This is a genomic window from Streptomyces sp. NPDC056734, from assembly GCF_042790455.1.
Taxonomy (GTDB): domain Bacteria; phylum Actinomycetota; class Actinomycetes; order Streptomycetales; family Streptomycetaceae; genus Streptomyces.
In genome coordinates, this window is the sequence record NZ_JBHTZD010000038.1 from 37,563 (window position 1) to 59,525 (window position 21,963).

Annotated in this window: 20 protein-coding genes; 5 read left to right on the forward strand and 15 right to left on the reverse strand. The window is 70.7% G+C overall.

What is annotated here, in order from left to right; translation table 11 throughout:
* The first annotated feature begins 50 nt into the window (after positions 1-50).
* On the forward strand, positions 51-1,835 hold the full coding sequence (gene argS, locus ACFRFC_RS36075) for an arginine--tRNA ligase (protein ID WP_382680195.1): 1,785 nt from the start codon (positions 51-53) through the stop codon (positions 1,833-1,835).
* 124 nt (positions 1,836-1,959) lie between these two features.
* Positions 1,960-2,577: an NADPH-dependent F420 reductase gene (locus tag ACFRFC_RS36080; RefSeq protein ID WP_382680194.1), complete on the forward strand. Its 618-nt coding sequence runs from the start codon at positions 1,960-1,962 to the stop codon at positions 2,575-2,577.
* A gap of 52 nt (positions 2,578-2,629) precedes the next feature.
* Here the strand turns inward: ACFRFC_RS36080 and ACFRFC_RS36085 are convergent, their stop codons facing one another.
* From ACFRFC_RS36085 to ACFRFC_RS36115, 7 genes are all read right to left on the reverse strand, one after another.
* Positions 2,630-3,874, reverse strand: coding sequence for a PLP-dependent aminotransferase family protein (locus ACFRFC_RS36085; protein WP_382680193.1), 1,245 nt, complete (start codon positions 3,872-3,874; stop codon positions 2,630-2,632).
* A 140-nt stretch (positions 3,875-4,014) separates the two neighbouring features.
* Positions 4,015-5,007 (reverse strand): porphobilinogen synthase, encoded by a 993-nt coding sequence (gene hemB / locus ACFRFC_RS36090; RefSeq protein WP_382680192.1) that lies wholly within the window; start codon positions 5,005-5,007, stop codon positions 4,015-4,017.
* 226 nt (positions 5,008-5,233) lie between these two features.
* Positions 5,234-6,940, reverse strand: a complete 1,707-nt coding sequence (locus ACFRFC_RS36095) for a uroporphyrinogen-III synthase (RefSeq protein WP_382680191.1) — start codon at positions 6,938-6,940, stop codon at positions 5,234-5,236.
* On the reverse strand, positions 6,937-7,911 hold the full coding sequence (gene hemC / locus ACFRFC_RS36100) for a hydroxymethylbilane synthase (protein ID WP_382680190.1): 975 nt from the start codon (positions 7,909-7,911) through the stop codon (positions 6,937-6,939). The genes ACFRFC_RS36095 and hemC overlap by 4 nt, the downstream gene beginning before the upstream one ends.
* A complete protein-coding gene (locus tag ACFRFC_RS36105; RefSeq protein ID WP_382680189.1) occupies positions 7,908-9,605 on the reverse strand; it encodes a glutamyl-tRNA reductase in 1,698 nt (565 codons plus the stop codon). Before ACFRFC_RS36105 ends, hemC begins: the two co-directional genes overlap by 4 nt.
* Entirely contained in the window at positions 9,602-10,372 is a 771-nt protein-coding gene (locus ACFRFC_RS36110) for a redox-sensing transcriptional repressor Rex (protein WP_382680188.1), read from the reverse strand. The genes ACFRFC_RS36105 and ACFRFC_RS36110 overlap by 4 nt, the downstream gene beginning before the upstream one ends.
* A gap of 283 nt (positions 10,373-10,655) precedes the next feature.
* The gene (locus ACFRFC_RS36115) at positions 10,656-10,982 is read right to left on the reverse strand and encodes a glutaredoxin family protein (protein WP_382680187.1); all 327 of its coding nucleotides are present in this window, start codon (positions 10,980-10,982) and stop codon (positions 10,656-10,658) included.
* A 130-nt stretch (positions 10,983-11,112) separates the two neighbouring features.
* Between ACFRFC_RS36115 and ACFRFC_RS36120 the strand changes: the two genes are divergently transcribed.
* From ACFRFC_RS36120 to ACFRFC_RS36130, 3 genes are all read left to right on the forward strand, one after another.
* A complete protein-coding gene (locus ACFRFC_RS36120) occupies positions 11,113-12,039 on the forward strand; it encodes an HAD family hydrolase (RefSeq protein ID WP_382680186.1) in 927 nt (308 codons plus the stop codon).
* A 400-nt stretch (positions 12,040-12,439) separates the two neighbouring features.
* Positions 12,440-13,225: an ECF subfamily RNA polymerase sigma factor, BldN family gene (locus tag ACFRFC_RS36125; RefSeq protein WP_382680185.1), complete on the forward strand. Its 786-nt coding sequence runs from the start codon at positions 12,440-12,442 to the stop codon at positions 13,223-13,225.
* Between the two features lie 245 nt (positions 13,226-13,470).
* The gene (locus ACFRFC_RS36130) at positions 13,471-14,730 is read left to right on the forward strand and encodes a DUF5667 domain-containing protein (protein WP_382680184.1); all 1,260 of its coding nucleotides are present in this window, start codon (positions 13,471-13,473) and stop codon (positions 14,728-14,730) included.
* 115 nt (positions 14,731-14,845) lie between these two features.
* Here the strand turns inward: ACFRFC_RS36130 and ACFRFC_RS36135 are convergent, their stop codons facing one another.
* The 8 genes from ACFRFC_RS36135 to ACFRFC_RS36170 all read right to left on the reverse strand — a co-directional run bounded on the left by ACFRFC_RS36135 (position 14,846) and on the right by ACFRFC_RS36170 (position 21,855).
* Positions 14,846-15,940, reverse strand: coding sequence for a lysophospholipid acyltransferase family protein (locus ACFRFC_RS36135; RefSeq protein WP_382680183.1), 1,095 nt, complete (start codon positions 15,938-15,940; stop codon positions 14,846-14,848).
* A 56-nt stretch (positions 15,941-15,996) separates the two neighbouring features.
* Positions 15,997-17,052 (reverse strand): NAD-dependent epimerase/dehydratase family protein, encoded by a 1,056-nt coding sequence (locus ACFRFC_RS36140; RefSeq protein WP_382680182.1) that lies wholly within the window; start codon positions 17,050-17,052, stop codon positions 15,997-15,999.
* Between the two features lie 122 nt (positions 17,053-17,174).
* Positions 17,175-17,273, reverse strand: coding sequence for a 30S ribosomal protein bS22 (locus ACFRFC_RS36145; protein ID WP_003948845.1), 99 nt, complete (start codon positions 17,271-17,273; stop codon positions 17,175-17,177).
* 110 nt (positions 17,274-17,383) lie between these two features.
* Positions 17,384-17,596: a helix-turn-helix domain-containing protein gene (locus ACFRFC_RS36150; RefSeq protein ID WP_362767926.1), complete on the reverse strand. Its 213-nt coding sequence runs from the start codon at positions 17,594-17,596 to the stop codon at positions 17,384-17,386.
* Between the two features lie 129 nt (positions 17,597-17,725).
* Positions 17,726-18,553: a phosphatase gene (locus ACFRFC_RS36155; RefSeq protein WP_382680181.1), complete on the reverse strand. Its 828-nt coding sequence runs from the start codon at positions 18,551-18,553 to the stop codon at positions 17,726-17,728.
* Between the two features lie 213 nt (positions 18,554-18,766).
* Positions 18,767-19,942: an acetoin utilization protein AcuC gene (locus ACFRFC_RS36160; RefSeq protein WP_382680180.1), complete on the reverse strand. Its 1,176-nt coding sequence runs from the start codon at positions 19,940-19,942 to the stop codon at positions 18,767-18,769.
* Positions 19,893-21,122: an MFS transporter gene (locus tag ACFRFC_RS36165; protein ID WP_382680179.1), complete on the reverse strand. Its 1,230-nt coding sequence runs from the start codon at positions 21,120-21,122 to the stop codon at positions 19,893-19,895. The genes ACFRFC_RS36160 and ACFRFC_RS36165 overlap by 50 nt, the downstream gene beginning before the upstream one ends.
* Positions 21,123-21,210: 88 nt before the next feature.
* Positions 21,211-21,855, reverse strand: a complete 645-nt coding sequence (locus ACFRFC_RS36170; protein WP_382680178.1) for an HAD family hydrolase — start codon at positions 21,853-21,855, stop codon at positions 21,211-21,213.
* Positions 21,856-21,963 lie beyond the last annotated feature (108 nt).

Genomic DNA, 21,963 nt, shown 5'->3' on the forward strand with positions numbered 1-21,963 from the left:
AACAATGACGTTGTCTAGGCAACCCATCAAGGAGAAACGGCACCCCTCCCATGCCCTCGGTCACCTCCCTCAGCGACAACGTCACCACACAACTCACCGACGCGATCACCACCGCCCTCCCGGCCCCCGTCGGAGACCCTTCGCTGCGCCGAAGCGACCGAGCCGACTTCCAGGCCAACGGCATCCTCGCCCTGGCCAAGAAGCAGAAGCAGAACCCCCGCGACCTGGCGGCCCAGGTCGTCGCCCACCTCACCACCGGCGATGTGATCAAGGACATCGAGGTCTCCGGCCCCGGCTTCCTGAACATCACGATCGCCGACCACGCGATCACCCGGACCCTCGCGGCGCGCTACGCGGACGACACGGGCCGTCTCGGCGTGCCCACCGACCCGCACCCGGGCACGACCGTCATCGACTACGCCCAGCCCAACGTGGCGAAGGAGATGCACGTCGGCCACCTCCGCTCCGCGGTGATCGGCGACGCGGTGGTCCAGCTCCTTGAGTTCAGCGGCGAGCAGGTGATCCGCCGCCACCACATCGGCGACTGGGGCACCCAGTTCGGCATGCTCATCCAGTACCTGGACGAGCACCCGCACGAACTGGACCACGAAAGCACCGGAACCACCGAAACCACCGAGGTCAGCGGCGAGCAGGCGATGTCCAACCTGGACCGCCTCTACAAGACGGCCCGCCGGCTGTTCGACTCCGACGAGGAGTTCAAGACCAGGGCCCGGCGCCGGGTGGTGGACCTCCAGGCGGGCGACGAGCGCACCCTCGCGACCTGGCAGAAGTTCGTGGACGAGTCGAAGATCTACTTCTTCTCGGTCTTCGAGAAGCTGGACATGGAGGTCCGGGACCCGGACATCGTCGGCGAGTCCGGGTACAACGACATGCTCGCCGAGACCTGCCGCCTGCTGGAGGAGTCGGGCGTCGCGGTCCGCAGCGAGGGCGCGCTGTGCGTGTTCTTCGACGAGATCAAGGGCCAGGACGGCAACCCGGTCCCGCTGATCGTCCAGAAGTCGGACGGCGGCTACGGCTACGCGGCCACCGACCTCTCGGCGATCCGCGACCGCGTCTTCCACCTCAAGGCGAACACGCTCCTCTACGTGGTCGACGCCCGCCAGTCCCTGCACTTCCGGATGGTCTTCGAGACCGCCCGCCGGGCCGGCTGGCTGAGCGATGACGTCAAGGCGCACCAGCTGGCGTTCGGCACGGTCCTCGGCAAGGACGGCAAGCCGTTCAAGACCCGTGAGGGCGAGACGGTCAAGCTGGAGGACCTGCTGGACGAGGCGGTGGACCGGGCGACGGCCGTGGTCCGGGAGAAGGCCGGGAAGGTGGGCCTGTCGGAGCGGGAGATCGAGGAGAACGGCCGGTGGGTCGGCGTCGGCGCGGTGAAGTACGCCGACCTGTCCACGTCCGCCGTGCGGGACTACAAGTTCGACCTGGACCAGATGGTCTCGCTCAACGGCGACACCTCGGTGTACCTCCAGTACGCGTACGCGCGGATCCGGTCCATCCTCCGCAAGGCCGGCGAGGCCCGCCCCGCCGCCCACCCGGAGCTGGCGCTGGCCCCGGCGGAGCGCGCGCTGGGCCTGCATCTGGACCAGTTCGGGGAGACGGTCCTGGAGGCGGCGCGGACGTACGAGCCGCACAAGCTGGCCGCGTATCTGTACCAGCTGGCGTCGCACCTGACGTCGTTCTACGACCAGTGCCCGGTCCTGAAGGCGGACACCCCGGAGCAGACGGAGAACCGGCTGTTCCTGGTCGACCTCACCGCCCGCACCCTGCACCGGGGCATGGCCCTGCTGGGCATCCGCACCCCCGACCGGCTCTGACGATGGTCCCCCCGCCCGGACCGCAGGACCGAGACCGGGGGACCGGGGACGTAGGTCCCGCCTGGTCCCCCGATGGTCCCCCCGCCCGATACCGGCCGGGGTGGCCCGCGCCTAGCGTCCCGGTATGCGTATCGGAATCCTCGGCACCGGCAATGTGGCCCGTGCACTCGCTCCCCGTCTGATCACCGCCGGGCACGACGTCCGGCTCGGCTCACGCGACCCCGGGGCCCGCAGCGGCCTGGCTCTGCCCACCACGACCGTCCAGGACGCCGCCGCCCACGGTGAGGTCCTGGTGAACGCCACTCCCGGCACCGAGTCGGTCGCCCTGCTCGCCGGGCTCGGCGAGGACTCGCTCAGCGGCAAGGTGCTGATCGACATCGCGGTCGGCTTCACCCCCGAGGGGGTGCTCTCGCACCTCGGCGAATCGCTCGGCGAGGAGATCCAGCGGACGTTCCCGAAGGTCCGGGTGGTGAAGACGTTCACCACGGTGGACGCGGCCGTCATGGTCGACCCAGGTCTGCTGTCCGCCCCCAGCACCCAGTTCCTGTCGGGCGACGACCCCGACGCCAAGCGGATCGCCTCGGCGCTGCTCGCCGACCTCGGCTGGCCCGAGGAGTCCCAGCTGGACCTCGGCGGCATCTCGGCCGCCGCCGGCCAGGAGCACTACGCGTACCTCTTCCTGGGGATCGCGGGGGCACTGGGCACCCACCGGTTCAGCGTCAGGGTCGTACCGGTGAAGTGAGCCGGGAGCCACAAGAAGAGGCTGCGGCGGATCACCGGACAACCCGGCCCGCTCAGTGGCCGAGCCCGGCCCGCAACCGCCGCAGCCCCTCCCCGATCTCCTCCGGCGTCTGCGTCACGAAGCACAGCCGCAGGGTCGCGCGGTCGGGCACCCCGGTGTAGAAGGGCGCACCCGGCACATAGGCCACGTCGTGCGCCACCACCCGCCGCAGCAGTTCCGTCGTGTCGTACGACTCCGGCAGCCGCGCCCAGAGGAACATGCCGCCCTCGGGCCTGCTCCACACCGAGCCCTCGGGGAGCGCGTCCGGCAGCCCGGCCAGCATGGCGTCCCGCCGCTCGCGGTAGACGGCGGCGACCTTGCCCACGTGCGCGTCGAGATCACGGTCGGCGAGATAGCGGGCGGCGGCGAGCTGATTGACGGTCGGGGTGTGCAGGTCGGCGGCCTGTTTGGCGACCGCGCAGGCGCGCAGCAGGGCGGCGGGCCCGCGCAGCCAGCCGAGCCGCAGCCCCGGCGCCATCACCTTGGAGAAGGAGCCGAGCAGCGCGACCCGGTCGGCACCGCCCTCGCGGGAGGCGATCCACGGCACCCGCTCCCCCTCGAAGCGCAGTTCGCCGTACGGGTCGTCCTCGACGATCCACAGCCCGCGCCGGGCGGCGACGGACGCGACGGCGGCCCGGCGGTCGGCGGGCAGGGTGCGGCCGGTGGGGTTCTGGAAGGTGGGCACGGTGTAGAGCAGCTTGGGCCGCTCCCGCACCACCAGTTCCTCCAGCGACACCGGGTCGATGCCGTGCTCGTCCCCGGGCACCGTGACGACCCGCGCCCCGGCGAACCCGAACGCCTGGAGGGCGGCCAGATAACAGGGCTCCTCCACCAGCACGGCGTCCCCGGGTTCGAGGAGGGCGGTGGCGAGCAGGGACAGCGCCTGCTGGGATCCGGTGGTGACGATCAGGTCGTCGGCGCCGGTGGCGAGGCCGCGCGCGGTGATACGGGCGGCCAGCGCGGCCCGTAGCACGGGCTCGCCCTCGGTGGTGGCGTACTGGAGGGCGCGCTCGGGCATCTCGTCCAGCACCGCGCGGAACGCGTCCGCGATCCCCTCCGTGTCGAACAGCTCGGGCGCGGGCAGCCCACCCGCGAAGTTGATCACCTCGGGCCGCCCGGTCACGGCGAGGATGTCCCGCACCGGGGACCCCCCGACGGCTCGCGTCCGGGCGGCGAGCGGAGGCATGGGGGCGACAGCGGCCGGGGGGAGGGAAGCGGGAGCGGGGACGGGAACGGGAACGGGCTCGGCGACGGTCATGGGGCGGCGGCTCCTTCGACGGCGGGTGCGGCGGGTCCGGGCAGCCTAGAAAACTGTCTGCACTCTGCACAGACATTTCCGCGATCCGGACACCGGACGGACCCACCCGGCCCGCCTCGACAGCCCGCCGCCGGGGCCGGTCAGCGCAGCGTGCGGGCCACTTCGGTGGCCCAGTAGGTGAGGATGTTCCGCGCGCCGGCCCGCTTGATGCCGAGGAGCGTCTCGATGATCGCCCGGTCCCGGTCGATCCAGCCCTTCTCGGCGGCGGCCTCGATCATCGAGTACTCGCCGGAGATCTGATAGGCGGCGACCGGCACATCGACGGCGTCGGCGACCCGCGCGAGGACGTCGAGATAGGGCCCGGCGGGCTTGACCATCACCATGTCGGCCCCCTCGGCCAGATCGAGGGCCAGCTCCCGCAGGGACTCGCGCACATTGGCGGGGTCCTGCTGATAGGTCTTGCGGTCCCCGGTGAGGGAGGAGGCGACGGCCTCGCGGAACGGGCCGTAGAAGGCGGAGGAGTACTTGGCGGTGTAGGCGAGGATCGCCACGTCCTCGCGCCCGATCTGATCGAGGGCGTCGCGGATGACCCCGACCTGGCCGTCCATCATCCCGCTGGGACCCACGACATGGGCACCGGCGTCGGCCTGGACCTGGGCCATCTCGGCGTACCGCTCAAGGGTGGCGTCGTTGTCGACCCGGCCCTGCGCGTCGAGCACCCCGCAGTGCCCGTGATCGGTCGTCTCGTCGAGACAGAGATCGGACATGACGAGCAGTTCGTCCCCGACCTCGGCCCGCACGTCCCGCAGCGCGACCTGGAGAATCCCGTCGGGATCGGTACCGGGCGTCCCGAGGGCGTCCTTCTTCCCCTCCTCCGGAACCCCGAAGAGCATGATCCCGGACACCCCGGCCTCGACGGCCTCGACGGCGGCCTTCCTGAGACTGTCCCGCGTGTGCTGCACCACCCCGGGCATCGCCGCGATCGGCACCGGCTCGCTCACGCCCTCCCGCACGAACGCGGGAAGAATGAAGTCCGCCGGATCCAGCCGGGTCTCGGCCACCATCCGCCGCATCACAGCAGACCCCCGCAACCGCCGAGGCCGCCCCCCAGGAAACACACCGTAAGTCGACATAACCCCACGCTACCCCCTGCGTAGCTGCGGGCAGTCGTGCCGCTGGGGCGGCACGGGTGGGCGCAGCGGGACCCCGCAAGCGCGGGCGAGCGAAAACCCCCCGCCCCGCACACCAGCACCGGCCACCTGCCAACGCCCCCACGCAAAGCCACGCCGGCCACCCACCAACGCCCCGCGCAAAGCAACCCGCCCCACGCCCTACGTCGTAGACATCACGTCGTAGACCTCACGTCGTAGACCGACGCCGCCGCGCCCCCGGCCTCCGCTCACTCGGCCGAGTAACCGCCTCCCCCGCCTCAACAGCCGCAGCCCGCCGCCGCGTCCCGAACTCGGCCAACGCCTCCGCGAGCCTGTGCACAGACGGCTCAGGAGCCATCACATCCACCCGGAGCCCATGCTCCTCGGCCGTCTTGGCGGTAGCCGGCCCGATACACGCGATCACCGTCACGTTGTGCGGCTTCCCGGCGATCCCCACCAGATTCCGCACAGTGGAGGACGAGGTGAACAGCACCGCGTCGAACCCGCCCCCCTTGATCGCCTCACGCGTCTCGGCCGGCGGCGGCGACGCCCGCACGGTCCGGTACGCGGTGACGTCATCCACCTCCCACCCCAGCTCGATCAACCCGGCGACCAGCGTCTCCGTGGCGATATCGGCCCGCGGCAGAAACACCCGGTCGATCGGATCGAACACCGGATCGTACGGCGGCCAGTCATCCAGCAGCCCCGCCGCCGACTGCTCCCCACTGGGCACCAGATCGGGCTTCACACCAAAGGCGATCAGCGCCTTCGCCGTCTGTTCCCCCACCGCCGCGACCTTGATCCCGGCGAAGGCACGGGCATCGAGCCCGTACTCCTCGAACTTCTCCCGCACCGCCTTGACCGCGTTGACGGACGTGAAGGCGATCCACTCGTACCGCCCGGTCACCAGCCCCTTCACGGCCCGCTCCATCTGCTGGGGCGTGCGCGGCGGCTCGACGGCGATGGTCGGCACCTCGTGCGGTACGGCACCGTACGACCGCAGTTGGTCGGAGAGCGACGCGGCCTGTTCCTTGGTCCGCGGCACCAGCACCCGCCACCCGAACAGTGCCTTGGACTCGAACCACGACAACTGTTCACGCTGGGCGGCAGCGCTGCGCTCCCCGACCACGGCTATCACCGCCCGCCCGCCCTCGGGCGAGGGCAGCACCTTGGCCTGCTTCAGCGTCTGCGCGATCGTGCCGAGCGTCGCGGTCCAGGTGCGCTGACGGGTCGTGGTCCCGCCGACGGTGACGGTGATCGGGGTGTCCGGCTTGCGGCCGGCCGACACCAGCTCACCGGCCGCCGCGGCGACCGAGTCCAGCGAGGTGGACACGACGACCGTCCCGTCCGACGCGCCGACCTCGGTCCAGCACCGGTCGGAGGCGGTACGGGCGTCCACGAACCGGACGTCCGCCCCCTCCGCGTCCCGCAGTGGGACCCCGGCATAGGCGGGCACCCCGACGGCGGCGGCGATCCCGGGCACCACCTCGAAGGGCACCCCGGCGGCGACGCAGGCGAGCATCTCGGCGACGGCGTACGTGTCGAGCCCGGGGTCCCCGGACACCGCGCGCACGACCCGCCTGCCGCCCCGCGCTGCCTGCATGACAAGATGTGCGGCATCCCGCTCAGCGGGGCCCCGGGCGGTAGTTGACGAACCGTCAACCACCGTGAGCTGAGGCACGCCCGTGCCCGGATCGGAGCCCCCGGAGGGATCCCTGTCCGTGTTCACGACGGCGACGCCCGGTCTCGCGTGGACGCGCACGACGTCGAGCACCTCATGCTCGGCGACCAGCACATCCGCGTGGCCCAGCGCCTCCACGGCGCGCAAGGTAAGCAGTCCCGGATCTCCGGGTCCGGCACCCAGGAAGGTGACGTGCCCGTGTTCCGGACCGGCGGGAAGGGTGGTGGGGCTCATTGTGCTCGCTCCCCCATCAGACCGGCCGCGCCCTGGGCGAGCATCTCGGCGGCGAGTTCGCGGCCGAGAGCCACTGCGCCCTCGTGCGTCTCGGGCACGGGACCGGTGGTGGACAGCTGCACCATCCGGGTGCCGTCGGTCGTGCCGACGACGCCCCGCAGGCGCATTTCCTTGACAATCTGCCCGCCGCCCAGAAGGTCGGCCAGCGCGCCCACAGGGGCGGAGCAGCCGGCCTCCAGGGCGGCGAGCAGGGACCGTTCGGCGGTCACGGCGGCCCGGGTGAACGGGTCGTCCATCTCGCCGAGCGCGGCGATCAGCTCCGCGTTGTCCGCGGTGCATTCGATCGCCAGTGCCCCCTGGCCGGGGGCGGGCAAAATCGTGTCGACCGACAGGAAGTCGGTCACCTCGTCGCTCCGGCCCATCCGGTTGAGCCCGGCGGCGGCGAGGACGACGGCGTCGAGTTCCCCATCCTGCACGTATCGGATGCGGGTGTCGACGTTTCCGCGTATCGGCACCATCTCGATGTCCAGCCCATGGCCGCGCGCGTACGCGTTCAGCTGCGCCATGCGGCGCGACGAGCCGGTCCCGATCCGGGCGACCCCTGTCGGGGAAGCGGCGGGCAGGTCGGTGAATTTCAGGGCGTCCCGGGCGACGATGACATCGCGCGGGTCCTCACGCGGCGGTACGGCGGCCAGCGCCAGCCCGGCCGGCTGCCCGGTCGGCAGGTCCTTGAGCGAATGAACGGCGAAATCGACCTCGCCGCGCACCAGCGCGTCGCGCAGCGCGGTGACGAACACCCCGGTGCCGCCGATCTGCGCGAGCTGCTCCCGGGAGGTGTCGCCGTAGGTGGTGATCGCGACGAGTTCCACCGGCCGTCCGGTCACCCGGCGCACGGCGTCGGCCACCAGTCCCGACTGGGCCATGGCGAGCTTGCTGCGCCGCGTCCCCAGTCTCAGTGCCTTGTCACTCATACCCGTCGGCCCTCGGCTTCCGTGCTGTTCTCGGCCCGGGAGACGGCGGCGACCGTCTCGGGGTCGAGGTCGAACAGGGTGCGCAGCGCGTCCGCGTACCCGGCGCCGCCGGGTTCGGCCGCGAGCTGCTTGACCCGTACGGTCGGCGCGTGCAGCAGCTTGTCGACGACGCGCCGCACGGTCTGGGTGATCTCGGCGCGGTGCCGGTCGTCGAGCGCGGGCAGCCGGCCTTCCAGCCGGGTGATCTCCTGGGTGACGACATCGGCGGCCATGCTCCGCAGGGCCACCACGGTCGGCGTGATGTGGGCGGCCCGCTGGGCGGCGCCGAACGCGGCGACCTCGGCGGTGACGATGGCCCGCACCAGGTCGACATCGGCGGCCATCGGCGCGTCGGCGGAGGCCCCGGCGAGCGACTCGATGTCGACCAGCCGCACCCCGGCGAGCCGGTGCACGGCGGCGTCGATGTCGCGCGGCATGGCGAGGTCGAGCAGGAACAGCACCGGCTCGGGGCGCGGCGCCTCGGCGACCGGCTCCGGCTTGCGGTGCTCGGGGACCCGCCCGGCGGTGGCGGCGGTCGCGGCCAGCGCGGTGATCAGCTGGGCGTCGGCCCCGCGCCGCCCGGCCTCGCGCCGCCCGGCGGCGGCCCCGCCCGCGGCCCAGGTGGCGTGCTGCTCCAGCGTCGCCGCGTCCATCCCGGCGACGGCGGCCTCACCCATGACGGAGAACCCGGGCTGCACGGCGGCCAGATCCAGCGGACACCCGTCCTCGGTCCCCACAGAGGTGGCCGGCAGCCCCGCGGTCGCGCCGCTACGGGGCTCCGCGCCGGGGTCGATCGCCACGGCGGGCGCACCCGTACGGCCCTGGACGGCGTCGGCGATCAGGTCGGCGCCGAGGACGAGCCCGGTCGCGCCGGTACAGGAGACGGCGATGTCGGCACGTGTCAGCTCGTCCGGCACCGCATCCATCGGTACCGCGCGGGCCGCCACGTCCGTTTCGTCGCTCTGGCGCAGTATCTCGGCCAGCCGCTCGGCGCGCTCGGCGGTGCGGTTGGCGATCACGACCTCGGTGACACCGGCCCGCGCGAGGGTGGCCGCGGCCAGCGAGGACATCGAGCCCGCGCCGATCACCAGGGCTCTCCTGCCGCGCGCCCAGCCGTCGGTGTCCGCGCCCGCCGCGAGCTGCTGGAGCCCGAAGCTGACCAGGGACTGCCCGGCCCGGTCGATGCCGGTCTCGGAGTGGGCGCGCTTGCCGACCCGCAGGGACTGCTGGAACAGGTCGTTCAGCAGCCGCCCGGCGGTGTGCAGGTCCTGCGCGGTCGCCAGCGCGTCCTTGATCTGGCCGAGGATCTGCCCCTCGCCGACCACCATGGAGTCGAGCCCGCAGGCCACCGAGAACAGATGGTGGACGGCCCGGTCCTCGTAGTGCACATAGAGATAAGGAGTGAGTTCCTCCAGGCCGACCCCGCTGTGCTGGGCGAGCAGCGTGGACAGCTCGGCGACGCCCGCGTGGAACTTGTCCACGTCCGCGTACAGCTCGATGCGGTTGCAGGTGGCCAGCACCGCGGCCTCGGTGGCCGGCTCGGCGGCGACCGTGTCCTGCGCCAGCTTGATCCGGGCGTCCGCGCCCAGCGCGGCCCGCTCCAGGACGCTGACCGGGGCGCTGCGGTGGCTCAGCCCGACGACGAGCAGACTCATGCCGGCATCACGGCGGGTACGTCCCCGTCGGGCCCCTGCTCGGCGGACTCCTTCGCCCCGGCCGCGGCGGGTACGGCGGCGGCGGCCTCGGCGGCGGCGTGCTCCTCACCGGCCTTGCGCTGCTCGTGGAAGGCGAGGATCTGCAACTCGATGGAGAGGTCGACCTTGCGCACGTCGACGCCCTCCGGCACGTTCAGCACGGTCGGCGCGAAGTTCAGGATGGAGGTGACCCCGGCGGCCACCAGCCGCTCGCAGACCTGCTGGGCGGCGCCCGCGGGGGTCGCGATCACGCCGATCGACACGCCGTTGTCCTGGATGATCTGCTCCAGGTCGTCCGCGTGCCGCACCGGGATCCCGGCGACGGTCCGGCCGGTGAGCGCGGGGTCGGCGTCGATCAGCGAGGCCACCCGGAAGCCGCGCGAGGCGAACCCCCCGTAGTTGGCGAGCGCGGCGCCGAGATTACCGATACCGACGATCACAACCGGCCAGTCCTGGGTCAGCCCCAGCTCACGGGAGATCTGGTACACGAGATACTCGACGTCGTAGCCCACACCACGCGTCCCGTAGGAACCCAGATACGAGAAGTCCTTGCGCAGCTTCGCGGAATTGACCCCCGCCGCGGCCGCGAGTTCCTCGGATGAGACGGTGGGCACCGAACGCTCGGAGAGCGCGGTGAGGGCGCGGAGGTACAGCGGAAGCCGGGCGACGGTGGCCTCGGGAATCCCTCGGCTACGGGTCGCCGGTCGGTGAGTTCGGCCAGTTGCCACGGTGCTCCTGCGGGTAGAGCGGGGCTGCGGGCGGGCGTATGTCTCCGGTGTCCTCGGACCGCCCCGTCGACAGCAGGCTATGTCTTTGTGAACGCGTGCACAAAGATGGTGTCCGATTTGCCCGGCGAACGTGACCGGGGTCACGCGCTCCCGGCGACTACCCAGGGAATCGGCGCACAGGAACCACCGACCCATCACTCCGGGGGGCAAATCGCACACTCTCCTCTACGATCAACGCCCCCGAGACCGATTCGCCATCGATCCTAAGCGATTTTCGGACTACTCAGACCGGCCCGGACCCGCCGGATCGGCCGGCTCGGCCGGACTGGCCGGACCGCCCGGTCAGCGCTCTTCGCAGCCGGTCTTCATCCACCCGCCAGAACGTGTGCTGCGCTCCGTCGACGAGCACGACCGGAATCTGCTCCCAGTACCGGTCGTACAGGGCCTGGTCACCCGTGATGTCCCGCTCCTCCCACGCCACTCCCACCTCCCCGCACACCTTCTCGACCACGACCCGGGCGTCGTCGCACAGATGGCAGCCGGGCTTGCGGACGAGGGTGACCAGGCGCGCGTGCGGGGCGGGATCCTTCCGCCGAAAGAGGGGACTCATGACGCCATTGTCCCGCCGCCCCCGCGCGGGCGCGGCCCGCCGCCCCCTTTACGTCACAGATGCGGAGAGTTCACACCCCGCAAACCTCCCGACTCCGGAACCACCGAACAGAATGGCTATGCTCACGGACATGGCCGCTCTCCGATGGCTCACCCCCCGTAGGCGCCCCGCCACGGCGCGGAGCGTGTTGGCAGGCGAGGCTTCGGCCGAGGCCGCCCGCAAGAGCACCGAGCCCGAGGTCCCCGACGAGGAGCAGGCGCCGGAGTCGCAGTTCCCGGTGCCCGGCGACACGAAGGCCGCCGCCTTCTTCGACCTGGACAACACCGTCATGCAGGGCGCCGCGCTGTTCCACTACGGGCGCGGCCTGTACAAGCGGAAGTTCTTCGAGACCGGTGACCTGCTGAAGTTCGCCTGGCAGCAGACGTGGTTCCGGCTGGCCGGCTTCGAGGACCCGGAGCACATGCAGGACGTCCGCGAGTCCGCCCTGTCCATCGTCAAGGGCCACCGGGTCGCCGAGCTGATGTCGATCGGCGAGGAGATCTACGACGAGTACATGGCCGAGCGCATCTGGCCCGGCACCCGCGCCCTGGCCCAGGCCCACCTGGACGCCGGCCAGCGCGTCTGGCTGGTCACCGCCGCCCCCGTGGAGATCGCCACGGTCATCGCCCGCCGCCTGGGCCTGACGGGCGCCCTGGGCACGGTCGCCGAGTCCGTCGACGGCGTCTACACCGGCAAACTGGTGGGCGAACCCCTGCACGGCCCGGCGAAGGCGGAGGCGGTACGCGCCCTGGCGGCGGCCCAGCACCTGGACCTGACCCGCTGCGCGGCCTACAGCGACTCCCACAACGACATCCCCATGCTGTCCCTGGTCGGCCACCCCTACGCCATCAACCCCGACAGCAAGCTCCGCAAACACGCCCGCACCCTCGACTGGCGCCTGCGCGACTACCGCACCGGCCGCAAGGCGGCGAAGGTGGGCATCCCGGCGGCAGCGGGAGTAGGCGCGGTAGCAGGCGGCACAGCAGCAGCAATCGCCCTCCACAGAAAACGCCGCTGAAGAATCCCCCCGCCCCGCACCACAACACCCCGCACCGCACAATCACCGACACACCCGACCATCCCCCCTCACTCCAATGCCCCCCATATCCAAAACCGGCCAATCATCGCACCGTGCCCGCAAAACCCCCTGACCACCCCTGTTGTCCGCACACCGCCACAACACGCCCCACTTCCACCCCCAACCCGACCCAATTCGATCAACAACCGCTCAACATCAGGCACTTGATCGACCGTCAACCGGTTACAGAAGCGACGTAATCGATGATTTGAGCAACTGGGTGTAGCAGGGCCTGCACGAAGCGTTATTCTCCTCAGACGCAAACCGGTACCCCTCCGTCGCTACGACGGGTGAACGGTCCCGCACTGCACGTGATGGAAGCTCTGCCTCTGGGAGTCCCGTGTACCCACACGTCGGGGTTGACGCCTCGGGCCTGGCTACGCTGCGCGCAACGGTCCAAGAACTGCTGCGCGACCTCGTCCCCACCGCGTACGCCATCCCCGCGCTCGCCTCCGCCACCGCGCCCGTAGGCCCGTGCTACGCACTCGCCGAGGGCACCGCCGCGGTCGGCAGACGGTCCCGCACGACCGGCGCCGCCCCCGCGACCGCCACCGCCCGCCGTCCCGCGGCCGACAGCGACAGCGCCCGAATGATGGATCTCGTGGAGCGCGCCCAGGCCGGCGAGGCCGAAGCGTTCGGCCGCCTCTACGACCAGTACAGCGACACGGTCTACCGCTACATCTACTACCGCGTCGGCGGAAAGGCGACCGCGGAAGACCTCACGAGCGAGACCTTTCTGCGTGCCCTGCGCCGCATCGGCACGTTCACCTGGCAGGGCCGCGACTTCGGCGCCTGGCTCGTCACCATCGCCCGCAACCTGGTCGCCGACCACTTCAAATCCAGCCGCTTCCGCCTGGAGGTCACCACCGGCGAGATGCTCGACGCCAACGAGGTCGAGCGCTCCCCGGAGGACTCCGTCCTGGAGTCCCTCTCCAACGCCGCCCTGCTCGAAGCCGTCCGCCGGCTCAATCCCCAGCAGCAGGAATGCGTGACCCTGCGCTTCCTCCAGGGCCTGTCCGTCGCCGAGACCGCCCGCGTCATGGGCAAGAACGAGGGCGCCATCAAGACCCTCCAGTACCGGGCCGTCCGCACCCTCGCCCGGCTGCTCCCCGACGACGCCCGCTGACCCCGACACCGTTCACACACGTTCAGCAACCATCAACTCACGGTCAGTGAAAGTCCGTTGACTCCCCGATCCGATCATCCGCAGTCCGTAACCCAAGTGCCGCGCCACTCGTTGTGCGGGATGCAGGCTCCCTGTGGTCACGCCTTGGCCGACGCCGATCACTCGATCGTGCGCACCTGGTCAGGGCGTGCAACCCTCAGGATCCCCTGGGGAGTCGACCGTCATGACGAGAGGAGGTGCCGCCAGTGATCGCGAACGTATCGGCGCACCGGCGGGCGAACGCCTTCGCCCAGGCCCTGGAGGAGCAGACCGGCCGGGGCACGGCGGCCGAGCCGTCCGAGGGATCTCCACCGGCCGCGGCAGCCGCCGAACCGACCGAGCAGGGCCGTTTGTTGGCCCTCGCGTCGAGTCTCGGCGAACTGCCGCGACCGGAGATGGACCCCGAGGTCAAGGTCGTTCAGCGGGCGCAACTGGTGGCCGCGATGGAGGCGATGCTCCAGGCGGGCACCGCCGGAGGGGTGGCAACGGACCCTTCGGTACCCGAGCAGAGGTCCCGCAGAAGCAAGGGTGCTCACCGAGCGACCTCGCTGGGGAAATTCCGTCCACGCAGCCGCCTCGCCAAGGGCCTCACGGCCGGCGGCCTGAGCGTCAGCGTGGCGGCGGGCGCCTTCGGCGGCGTCGCCGCGGCCAGCACCGACGCCCTCCCCGGTGATTCGCTCTACGGCCTCAAGCGCGGCATAGAGGACTTCAAACGCGGCCTCGCCGACGGCGACGACGAGCGCGGCCAGGCCTACCTCGACCAGGCGTCCACCCGGCTCAACGAGGCCCGCCGGCTGATGGAGCGGGGCCGCAGCGGCCCCCTCGATCATGAATCCCTGGGCGAGATCCGCCGCGCCCTGTCAGGCATGACCCACGACGCCACCGAGGGCCAACGCCTGCTCACCGCGGTCTACGAGCGCGACCCCGACTCGCTCGGCCCCATCCAGGCGCTCTCCTCCTTCTCGCAGTCCCACCGCGAGACCTGGGGCGCCCTGCGCGACAAGCTCCCGGTCCAGCTCGGCGACGTCAGCGAGCAGGTGAACTCGGTCTTCGACGCCATAGACCAAGAGGTCGCCCCGCTCCAGTCCCTGCTCCCACAACCCCCGGCACAGACCGGCGGGAGCACGGACGGCAGCAACCGCGAGAGCGGCCCCGGCACCGGCGGGTCCACCGGCGCCACCGACCCCGGCAAGGCGTCGTCCTCCACACCCAGCACCGGCCAGAGCACGACGGACGGCGGCCAGTCCCGTACGGGCACCCCCAGCCGCCCCGCCGACTCCGGCGACACCGAGGACGACGGCCTGCTCGGCGGCAACACCGGCGGCCTCCTGGACCCGCCGAAGAACACCGGCGGCGCCAGCCCGACCCAGACCAAACCCCCGACCACCGAACCCGACGTCACCCTCCCACCGCTCCTCCCGGGCCTCCTGCCCGGCCTGGGCATCGACAGCGAGGACGCCGAGTAGCAGCCGGCAGCACCGCACCTCGTACGACGACGGGGGCACCCTTCCAGACGAAGGGCGCCCCCGTCGTCGTACGTACGTACCCGAAGGGCCCTGGGTCAGAAGAACTCAGAGGAACTCAGAAGAACACGGACCGGCGCTGCACCAGCAGCTTGTACAGCGTGTGCTGGATCTGCTCGCGGACCTGGTCGGTGAGGTTGAACATCAGCATCGGGTCCTCCGCCGCCTCCGGCGGATAGCCGTCCGTCGGGATCGGCTCACCGAACTGGATCGTCCACTTCGTCGGCAGCGGAATCGCGCCCAGCGGGCCCAGCCAGGGGAAGGTCGGGGTCAGCGGGAAGTACGGGAAGCCCAGCACCCGGGCGAGGGTCTTGGCGTTGCCGAGCATCGGATAGATCTCCTCGGCGCCCACGATCGAGCACGGGACGATCGGCGCCCCCTGGCGCAGGGCCGTGGAGACAAAGCCGCCCCGGCCGAACCGCTGAAGCTTGTAGCGCTCGCCGAAGGGCTTGCCGATGCCTTTGAAGCCCTCCGGCATCACCCCCACCAGCTCCCCCTGAGCCAGCAGCCGCTCGGCGTCCTCCGCGCAGGCCAGGGTGTGGCCCAGCTTGCGGGCGAGTTCATTGACGACCGGCAGCACGAACACCAGGTCGGCGGCCAGCAGCCGCAGATGCCGCTCGGCCGGATGGTGGTCGTGCACGGCGACCTGCATCATCAGGCCGTCCAGCGGCACCGTCCCGGAGTGATTGGCGACGATCAGCGCACCGCCCTCGGCCGGGATGTTCTCGATGCCCTTCACCTCGACCCGGAAGTAGTTCTCGTACACCGGGCGCAGCAGGGACATCAGGACCTGGTCGGTGAGTTCCTCGTCGTAGCCGAAGTCGTCGACCTCGTAGTCCCCGGTGAGACGGCGGCGCAGAAACGCCAGCCCGCCCGCGATCCGCCGCTCCAGACCACCGAGGCCGCCCTCCGGCCCCGGCCCCGACTCTGGCTCTGGCTCTGGCTCCTCACTCGTCACGGGAACATCATCCTGCACCACGAGTCCATCCACAGATCCGTCCGCCGGCCGGTCGAGATGCTCGTCCAGCTGATGGACCGGCGCGGGCTTCCCGCTGCCCCGGCGGCTTCCGGCGGCCCGGCGCCGGGACGGGCGCTGTGCGGCGCCGCCGCGCGACCGGTCGTCGTCGAACGGAATGACCTTGGCATCCGCCATCGTTGCTGCGCTCCTCGGTTGGCGCTGGTCGGCGCGGGGGCCCTGCCGACGGGTCCCTAATCCGCGCTCGGTCGGTGGCCGCCGCCGGCCACGGGCAGCGCGGCGAGCCGGTCGACGGCCCGGGCGAGGGCCTCGGGCGGCACCAGCCCGGGGCCACGGCCGCGCGCGAAGTCCGCGAACGTCTCCGCGGTGGTGTACTTCGGCCGGAATCCCAGTGTCTCGCGCATCTGGGCCGTCGCCACCACCCGGCCATGGGTCAGCAGCCGGATCTGCTCGGGCGAGAAGTCGGTCATGCCGAGCGTCCGCACCAGCGACCCGGCCCAGGTGACGGCCGGCAGCAGCAGCGGCACGGTCGGGCGGCCCAGCCGCCGCGAGCACTGCGAGAGCAGCAGCACCCCGTCCCCGGCGACATTGAACGTGCCGCTGTTGAGGGTCCCGCGCCGCGGCTCGTACGAGGCGATCCGCAGGACGTCGATGACGTCGTCCTCGTGCACGAACTGCAACCGCGGGTCGTAGCCGAGAACCGTCGGCAGCACCGGCAGCGAGAAGTACGCGGCGAGCGGCGAGTCCGCGCTCGGCCCGAGGATGTTGGCGAACCGCAGCACACACACGGCGACATCGGGCCGCCGCCGGGCGAACCCGCGCACATACCCCTCGACCTCGACGGTGTCCTTGGCGAAACCGCCGCTGGGCAGCGACTTGGGCGGGGTGGTCTCGGTGAACACGGCCGGATCGCGCGACGCGGATCCGTACACATTCGTACTGGACTTCACCACCAGCCGCTTCACCGCCGGCGACTTCTGGCAGGCGCCGAGCAGCTGCATCGTGCCGATGACGTTGGTCTCCTTGACCATGGTCCGGCTGCCGCTGCCCAGGGCGGTCGCGGTGACATCCATGTGGACGACCGTGTCGGCGCCGGTCTCGGCGAGCACCCGGGCGATGGTGGGCTGGCGGATGTCCGCCCGGATGAAGTCGGCCCCGCCGAGCCGGTGCTCCGGCTCCACCGCGTCCACGGCGATCACCCGGTCCACCTCCGGGTCACGCTGGATCCGGCGCACGAACCGGCCGCCGAGCCGCCGGGCCACTCCGGTCACCAGCACGACCTTGCCCAAGACCAGCGCCTTCCTTCCAGCCAGACCTACCACACCGCTGCGGCCAACTTAGCGGGTCGACATGACGATGGCCCCGCACGGGACCTCGGTCCGATGCGGGGCCACACCACGCTCTACGGCGGCTACTTCTTGTTACGACGCTGAACGCGCGTGCGCTTGAGCAGCTTGCGGTGCTTCTTCTTGGCCATCCGCTTGCGCCGCTTCTTGATTACAGAGCCCACGACAACCCTCGCTCACTTCTCATCACTCGGTGCTGGGCGCCATGGGCCCATACGACCTACGAGGGCTTAGCCTACCCGCCCGAGCGCTGAGGTCGTAATCGAGGGGACCGTCAGGCCGTCTCCACCCCCACATAGCTGTCGCGGAGGTATTCATGAACCGCGTTCTCGGGGACGCGGAAAGACCGCCCCACCCGAATCGCGGGCAGATGACCACTGTGCACCAGCCGGTACACGGTCATCTTCGACACTCGCATCACCGAGGCAACCTCCGCCACGGTAAGGAACTGAACCTCGCTCAGAGGCCTCTGATCGCCAGCAGCCATGACACACCTGAACCTTCCGCACTCGACGGTCACCGGCTTCCCCTTCCGGTGACTCTTCGTCGTTGCGTGCTCACTCCCCAATGTAGGGGCGGGTGATGCGAGTGGGGAAGAGGTGCACCCATCGGCGGCCTACTGTGACAGACACGCTCGATTGAGTACGTAGCGGGTCAGCGGCAGGTAGTAATCAGACCGCACGCCGTCATCAAGGGGCACGACGACGGACACGCGCCCCTCCGCCTCCCCGACGAACAGCGCGGGGTCGTCCGTATCGGCGAGCCCGATGGCCTCGAACCCCAGCTGACCTGCCCCGCAGACCCAGCCATGGTCTCCGATCACCAGCTCCGGCAGCGGCCCGCCGGCCTCGGCGAGCGCCGCCAGCGCCAGCCGAACGGGCAGCGGCGAGTGCGAGTGCGCGCCGGGCGCACCACCGGGACCTGGCACACCATGTGCCCGCACGAACGCGACGCCCCGTACGTAATCAAGGTTGTACGTGCGTAGACCGAACCGGGTCGTTATGTCGACACAGCGACCCTGCGCCGGTGTGAGGACAGCACATCCCGCCGCCGACAAAGCGTCCGCGAGCCCGGCGTAGAAACCGAGCAGCCGGTGCGGATGTCCGGTCCCGATCAGCACCGGCCCCTTGCGCTGAGCCACCTCGGCGATCCGCTCGGCGAACCGGTCGAAGGCGAGCAGCGTACGTACGGGATCGATCAGATCCGGCCCTTCCACATAGCGCGGATCGGGAGATACCCCACACTTCTCGGCCATCAAACCGATCAACTCCGGCTCCCCCCACACCCCCTCCGGATCGATCCCGATCAACACCCGAGGATCCCGAGCCGCGAAGAGCCGGTAGCTCCGCAGACTCACCTCCCGCCCGGTGGCCACCACCCCCGCAATCCCACACCCCACCAAATACGCAAGAACCCCCTCCTCCACCTTCCCCACCCCCTCCATCTCCCTAGCCGCGGGCAGTCCCGCCCCCCGTAACTGCGGGCAGTCGTGCCGCTGGGGCGGCACGGGTGGGCTGGGGGTCCCCCCTCTGGGGGAGGCACCCCGCAAGCGCGGGCGAGCGAAAACCCCCCGCCCCGCACAGCCACGTCGGCATCCGATCAACGCCGCTCACCAAAACAGCCCCACCCAGAGAGCCGGCCCCGGCCAAGCCCACCCTCAGGCCAACAACCCCCGCAACGGAAACACCGCCCGCCGCGCAGCCAACACCGCCTGATCCACCCGATCCCCGGGGTCGTACCCCTCCTCCCAAACCCCCCACCGCACAGGCCACCGCCCATCACTCATCCGCACCGGCGCCAACTGCCGAGTACGAGCAAACACCTCCGCCCGCCACCCCTCAGGAATCACCGTCTCCGGCGCGACAGCCCGCCCCGCAGCGATCCCCACCAAGTGCGCCCAGGACCGCGGCACCACATCCACCACCGCGTATCCACCCCCACCGAGCGCCACCCACCGCCCCCCGGCGTACTCGTGCGCCAACTCATGACAAGCGACCTGCACCGCCCGCTGCGCATCCAACGACACCGCCAAATGCGCCAACGGATCCTCGAAATGCGTATCCGCCCCGTGCTGCGTCACCACCACCTGCGGCCGAAAATCGGCCAGCAACTCCGGCACCACCGCATGAAAGGCCCGCACCCACCCCTCGTCCCCCGTCCCCGCGGGCAACGCCACATTCACGGCCGACCCCGCGGCAACCCCCGCCGCCCCCGTCTCCTCGGGCCACCCGGTCTGCGGAAACAACGTCCGGGGATGCTCGTGCAACGAGATCGTCAGCACCCGCGGATCGTCCCAGAACGTCGCCTGCACCCCATCCCCGTGATGCACATCTACATCCACATAGGCGACCCGCTCGGCCCCGAGTTCCAACAGCCGGGCAATGGCCAACGAGGCATCGTTGTAAATACAGAACCCCGACGCCGCCCCCGGCATCGCATGGTGCAGCCCACCCGCGAAATTCACCGCGTGCAGCGCATCCCCCCGCCACACCGCCTCCGCCGCCGCCACCGAAAGCCCGGCGATCAACGACGACGCCTCGTGCATCCCGGCGAACGCCGGATCATCCACGGTCCCCAGCCCGTACGACTGATCCGCCACCCCCGGATCCGCCGACGCGGCCCGCACCGCCTCGATGTAGTCCTCCCGATGCACCAGCCGCAACGTCGAATCCCCCGCGGGCTTCGCCGACACGACCTCCATCGCCTGGTCGAGCCCCAGCGCCCCGACCAGTCCCCGGGTCAGCTCCAGCCGGACCGGATCCATCGGATGCTCCGGACCGAAGTCATAGCCCGTTACCGCCTCGTCCCACATCAGCTGTGCGCGACCGCTCATGCCCGCCACCGTATCGGTCCGCCCCGCCTTCGAACGACCGGGCGTACACCAATGTCACCAACACCAGAACCATGGGTACGAGCATGGCTCCCCGATAACTCCAGACATCCCCCAACGCCCCCACCAACGGAGACCCGATCAAAAACCCCACGTAATTAAAGATATTGAGCCGAGCGACAGCCGCGTCCGAAGCCCCCGGAAACAGCCGCCCCGCCGCCGCGAAGGTCTGCGGCACCAGAACGCACAGCCCCAGCCCCACCAGCGTGAACCCGAGCATCCCCGCCCAGGCCCCCGGCGCCCCCGCCACCACCGCGAACCCGCCCGCCGCCAGCACCGCCCCACCCCGCACCACCGCCACGGCCCCGAGCCGCCGCACCCCGAAGTCCCCCACGGCCCGCCCCACCAGCGTGGTCACCATGTACACGTTGTACGGCACGGTGGCGAGCTGCTCGGACGACCCCAGCACATCCTGCAAGTACTTGGCACTCCAATTGGAAACAGTGGAGTCCCCGATATAGGCAAAGGTCATCACCAGGCACAGCGGCAAAAGCGCCTTGAAAACAATCCCACCCCCCGGCCCACTCCCCTCACCACCCTGGGAAACCCCTTTATCAGCGCCCCCATCCGCATCCACATACCACCGGCTCCCCACCAGCGCCGCCGGCACCAGCACACACACCACCGGCAGATACGACACCCACAGCGCCAGCCCCCAGTGCGCCCCCGCCCACGCCAGCGAGGCCCCGAGAATCCCGCCGAGGCTGTACGCGGCATGAAAGCCGAGCATGATGCTCCGCCCGTACGCCCGCTGCAGGCTCACCCCGAGCATGTTCATCGAGGCATCGAGCGCACCCACGGCCAGCCCGAACACCGCCAGCGAGACGGCCAGTTCGACGAGCCGCTCCCCGGCCCCCACCCCGAACAGCGCCAGCAGCACCACCGGCTGGGACCACCGCAGCACCACGCTGGGCCGCACCCGCTTCACCAGCCGCTCGGTGCCCACACTCCCGACCCCGGCCAGGATCGGCACCGCCGCCAGAAAGACCGGCAGCAGCGCATCGGACACCCCATACCGGTCCTGTATTGCCGGAATCCGCGTCACCAGCAGGGCGAACGCCACGCCCTGGGCGAAGAATCCGAACGCCAGCGAAGCCCTACCGCGCCGTAGCACTTCAGTCATGGCGGCGAGCGTAAGGCCCCGAGCGTCCCCTGGGTATATCCAGCCAAAGATGAGTTTCCCTCAACTCCACTGCCCCACCTGCGATGCCTCACACCACCAGGTCGACCAGCTCCCCCATCCCGAAGAACACCCGCCGGACCCCGGCCAGCCGCTCCACCGGCGTCATGGCGGCGAACCCGACCACATCCATCCCCGCCGCCACGCCCGCCCGTACCCCCAGCGGACTGTCCTCCACCACGACACACCGCTCGGCCGGCACCCCCATCACCCGGGCGGCGTGCAGAAACAGATCCGGCGCGGGCTTCCCCCGCCCCACATCCTCCGAGCTGAAAATCCGCGCGTCGTCGAACCACCGATCCAACCCGGTGGCCCGATGTCCCACCCGAATCCGCTCATGACTCCCGGACGAGGCCACGCAGTACGGCACCCCGTCAGCCGTCAGCTTCTCCAGCACGTCCTCGACCCCCGCCACCGGCCGCAACTCCCGCTCGAACGCGGCAAAAACCCGCCGATGAAACACCTCATCAAAGTCCCCCGGCAACCGCTCCCCGGTCCGCTCCTCCATCAGATCGTGTACGCGATGCATGGCGGCGCCCATGTAGTCCCGCAGGGAGTCTTCGTACGAGGTCGGGTACCCCAGCTCGGTCAGATAGCCGGCCAACAGCCGATTGGAGATCGGCTCGCTGTCGACCAGCACACCGTCGTTGTCAAAGATGACGAGGTCATAGCGCATGCTCCGACCCTAAACGCAGAAGAGCCCCACACCGAAAGGTGTGGGGCTCTTCTCAATATTTGTTCGGCGGCGTCCTACTCTCCCACAGGGTCCCCCCTGCAGTACCAT

Coding starts and splice junctions, on each gene's coding strand:
- ACFRFC_RS36155 (WP_382680181.1), bottom strand. CDS start 18,553: ATGGAGGGGGTGGGGAAGGTGGAGGAGGGGGTTCTTGCGTATTTGGTG.
- ACFRFC_RS36160 (WP_382680180.1), bottom strand. CDS start 19,942: ATGAGCGGTCGCGCACAGCTGATGTGGGACGAGGCGGTAACGGGCTAT.
- ACFRFC_RS36165 (WP_382680179.1), bottom strand. CDS start 21,122: ATGACTGAAGTGCTACGGCGCGGTAGGGCTTCGCTGGCGTTCGGATTC.
- ACFRFC_RS36115 (WP_382680187.1), bottom strand. CDS start 10,982: ATGAGTCCCCTCTTTCGGCGGAAGGATCCCGCCCCGCACGCGCGCCTG.
- ACFRFC_RS36095 (WP_382680191.1), bottom strand. CDS start 6,940: ATGAGCCCCACCACCCTTCCCGCCGGTCCGGAACACGGGCACGTCACC.
- hemC (WP_382680190.1), bottom strand. CDS start 7,911: ATGAGTGACAAGGCACTGAGACTGGGGACGCGGCGCAGCAAGCTCGCC.
- argS (WP_382680195.1), top strand. CDS start 51: ATGCCCTCGGTCACCTCCCTCAGCGACAACGTCACCACACAACTCACC.
- ACFRFC_RS36080 (WP_382680194.1), top strand. CDS start 1,960: ATGCGTATCGGAATCCTCGGCACCGGCAATGTGGCCCGTGCACTCGCT.
- ACFRFC_RS36170 (WP_382680178.1), bottom strand. CDS start 21,855: ATGCGCTATGACCTCGTCATCTTTGACAACGACGGTGTGCTGGTCGAC.
- hemB (WP_382680192.1), bottom strand. CDS start 5,007: ATGTCGACTTACGGTGTGTTTCCTGGGGGGCGGCCTCGGCGGTTGCGG.
- ACFRFC_RS36120 (WP_382680186.1), top strand. CDS start 11,113: ATGGCCGCTCTCCGATGGCTCACCCCCCGTAGGCGCCCCGCCACGGCG.
- ACFRFC_RS36150 (WP_362767926.1), bottom strand. CDS start 17,596: ATGGCTGCTGGCGATCAGAGGCCTCTGAGCGAGGTTCAGTTCCTTACC.
- ACFRFC_RS36085 (WP_382680193.1), bottom strand. CDS start 3,874: ATGACCGTCGCCGAGCCCGTTCCCGTTCCCGTCCCCGCTCCCGCTTCC.
- ACFRFC_RS36135 (WP_382680183.1), bottom strand. CDS start 15,940: ATGGCGGATGCCAAGGTCATTCCGTTCGACGACGACCGGTCGCGCGGC.
- ACFRFC_RS36105 (WP_382680189.1), bottom strand. CDS start 9,605: ATGAGTCTGCTCGTCGTCGGGCTGAGCCACCGCAGCGCCCCGGTCAGC.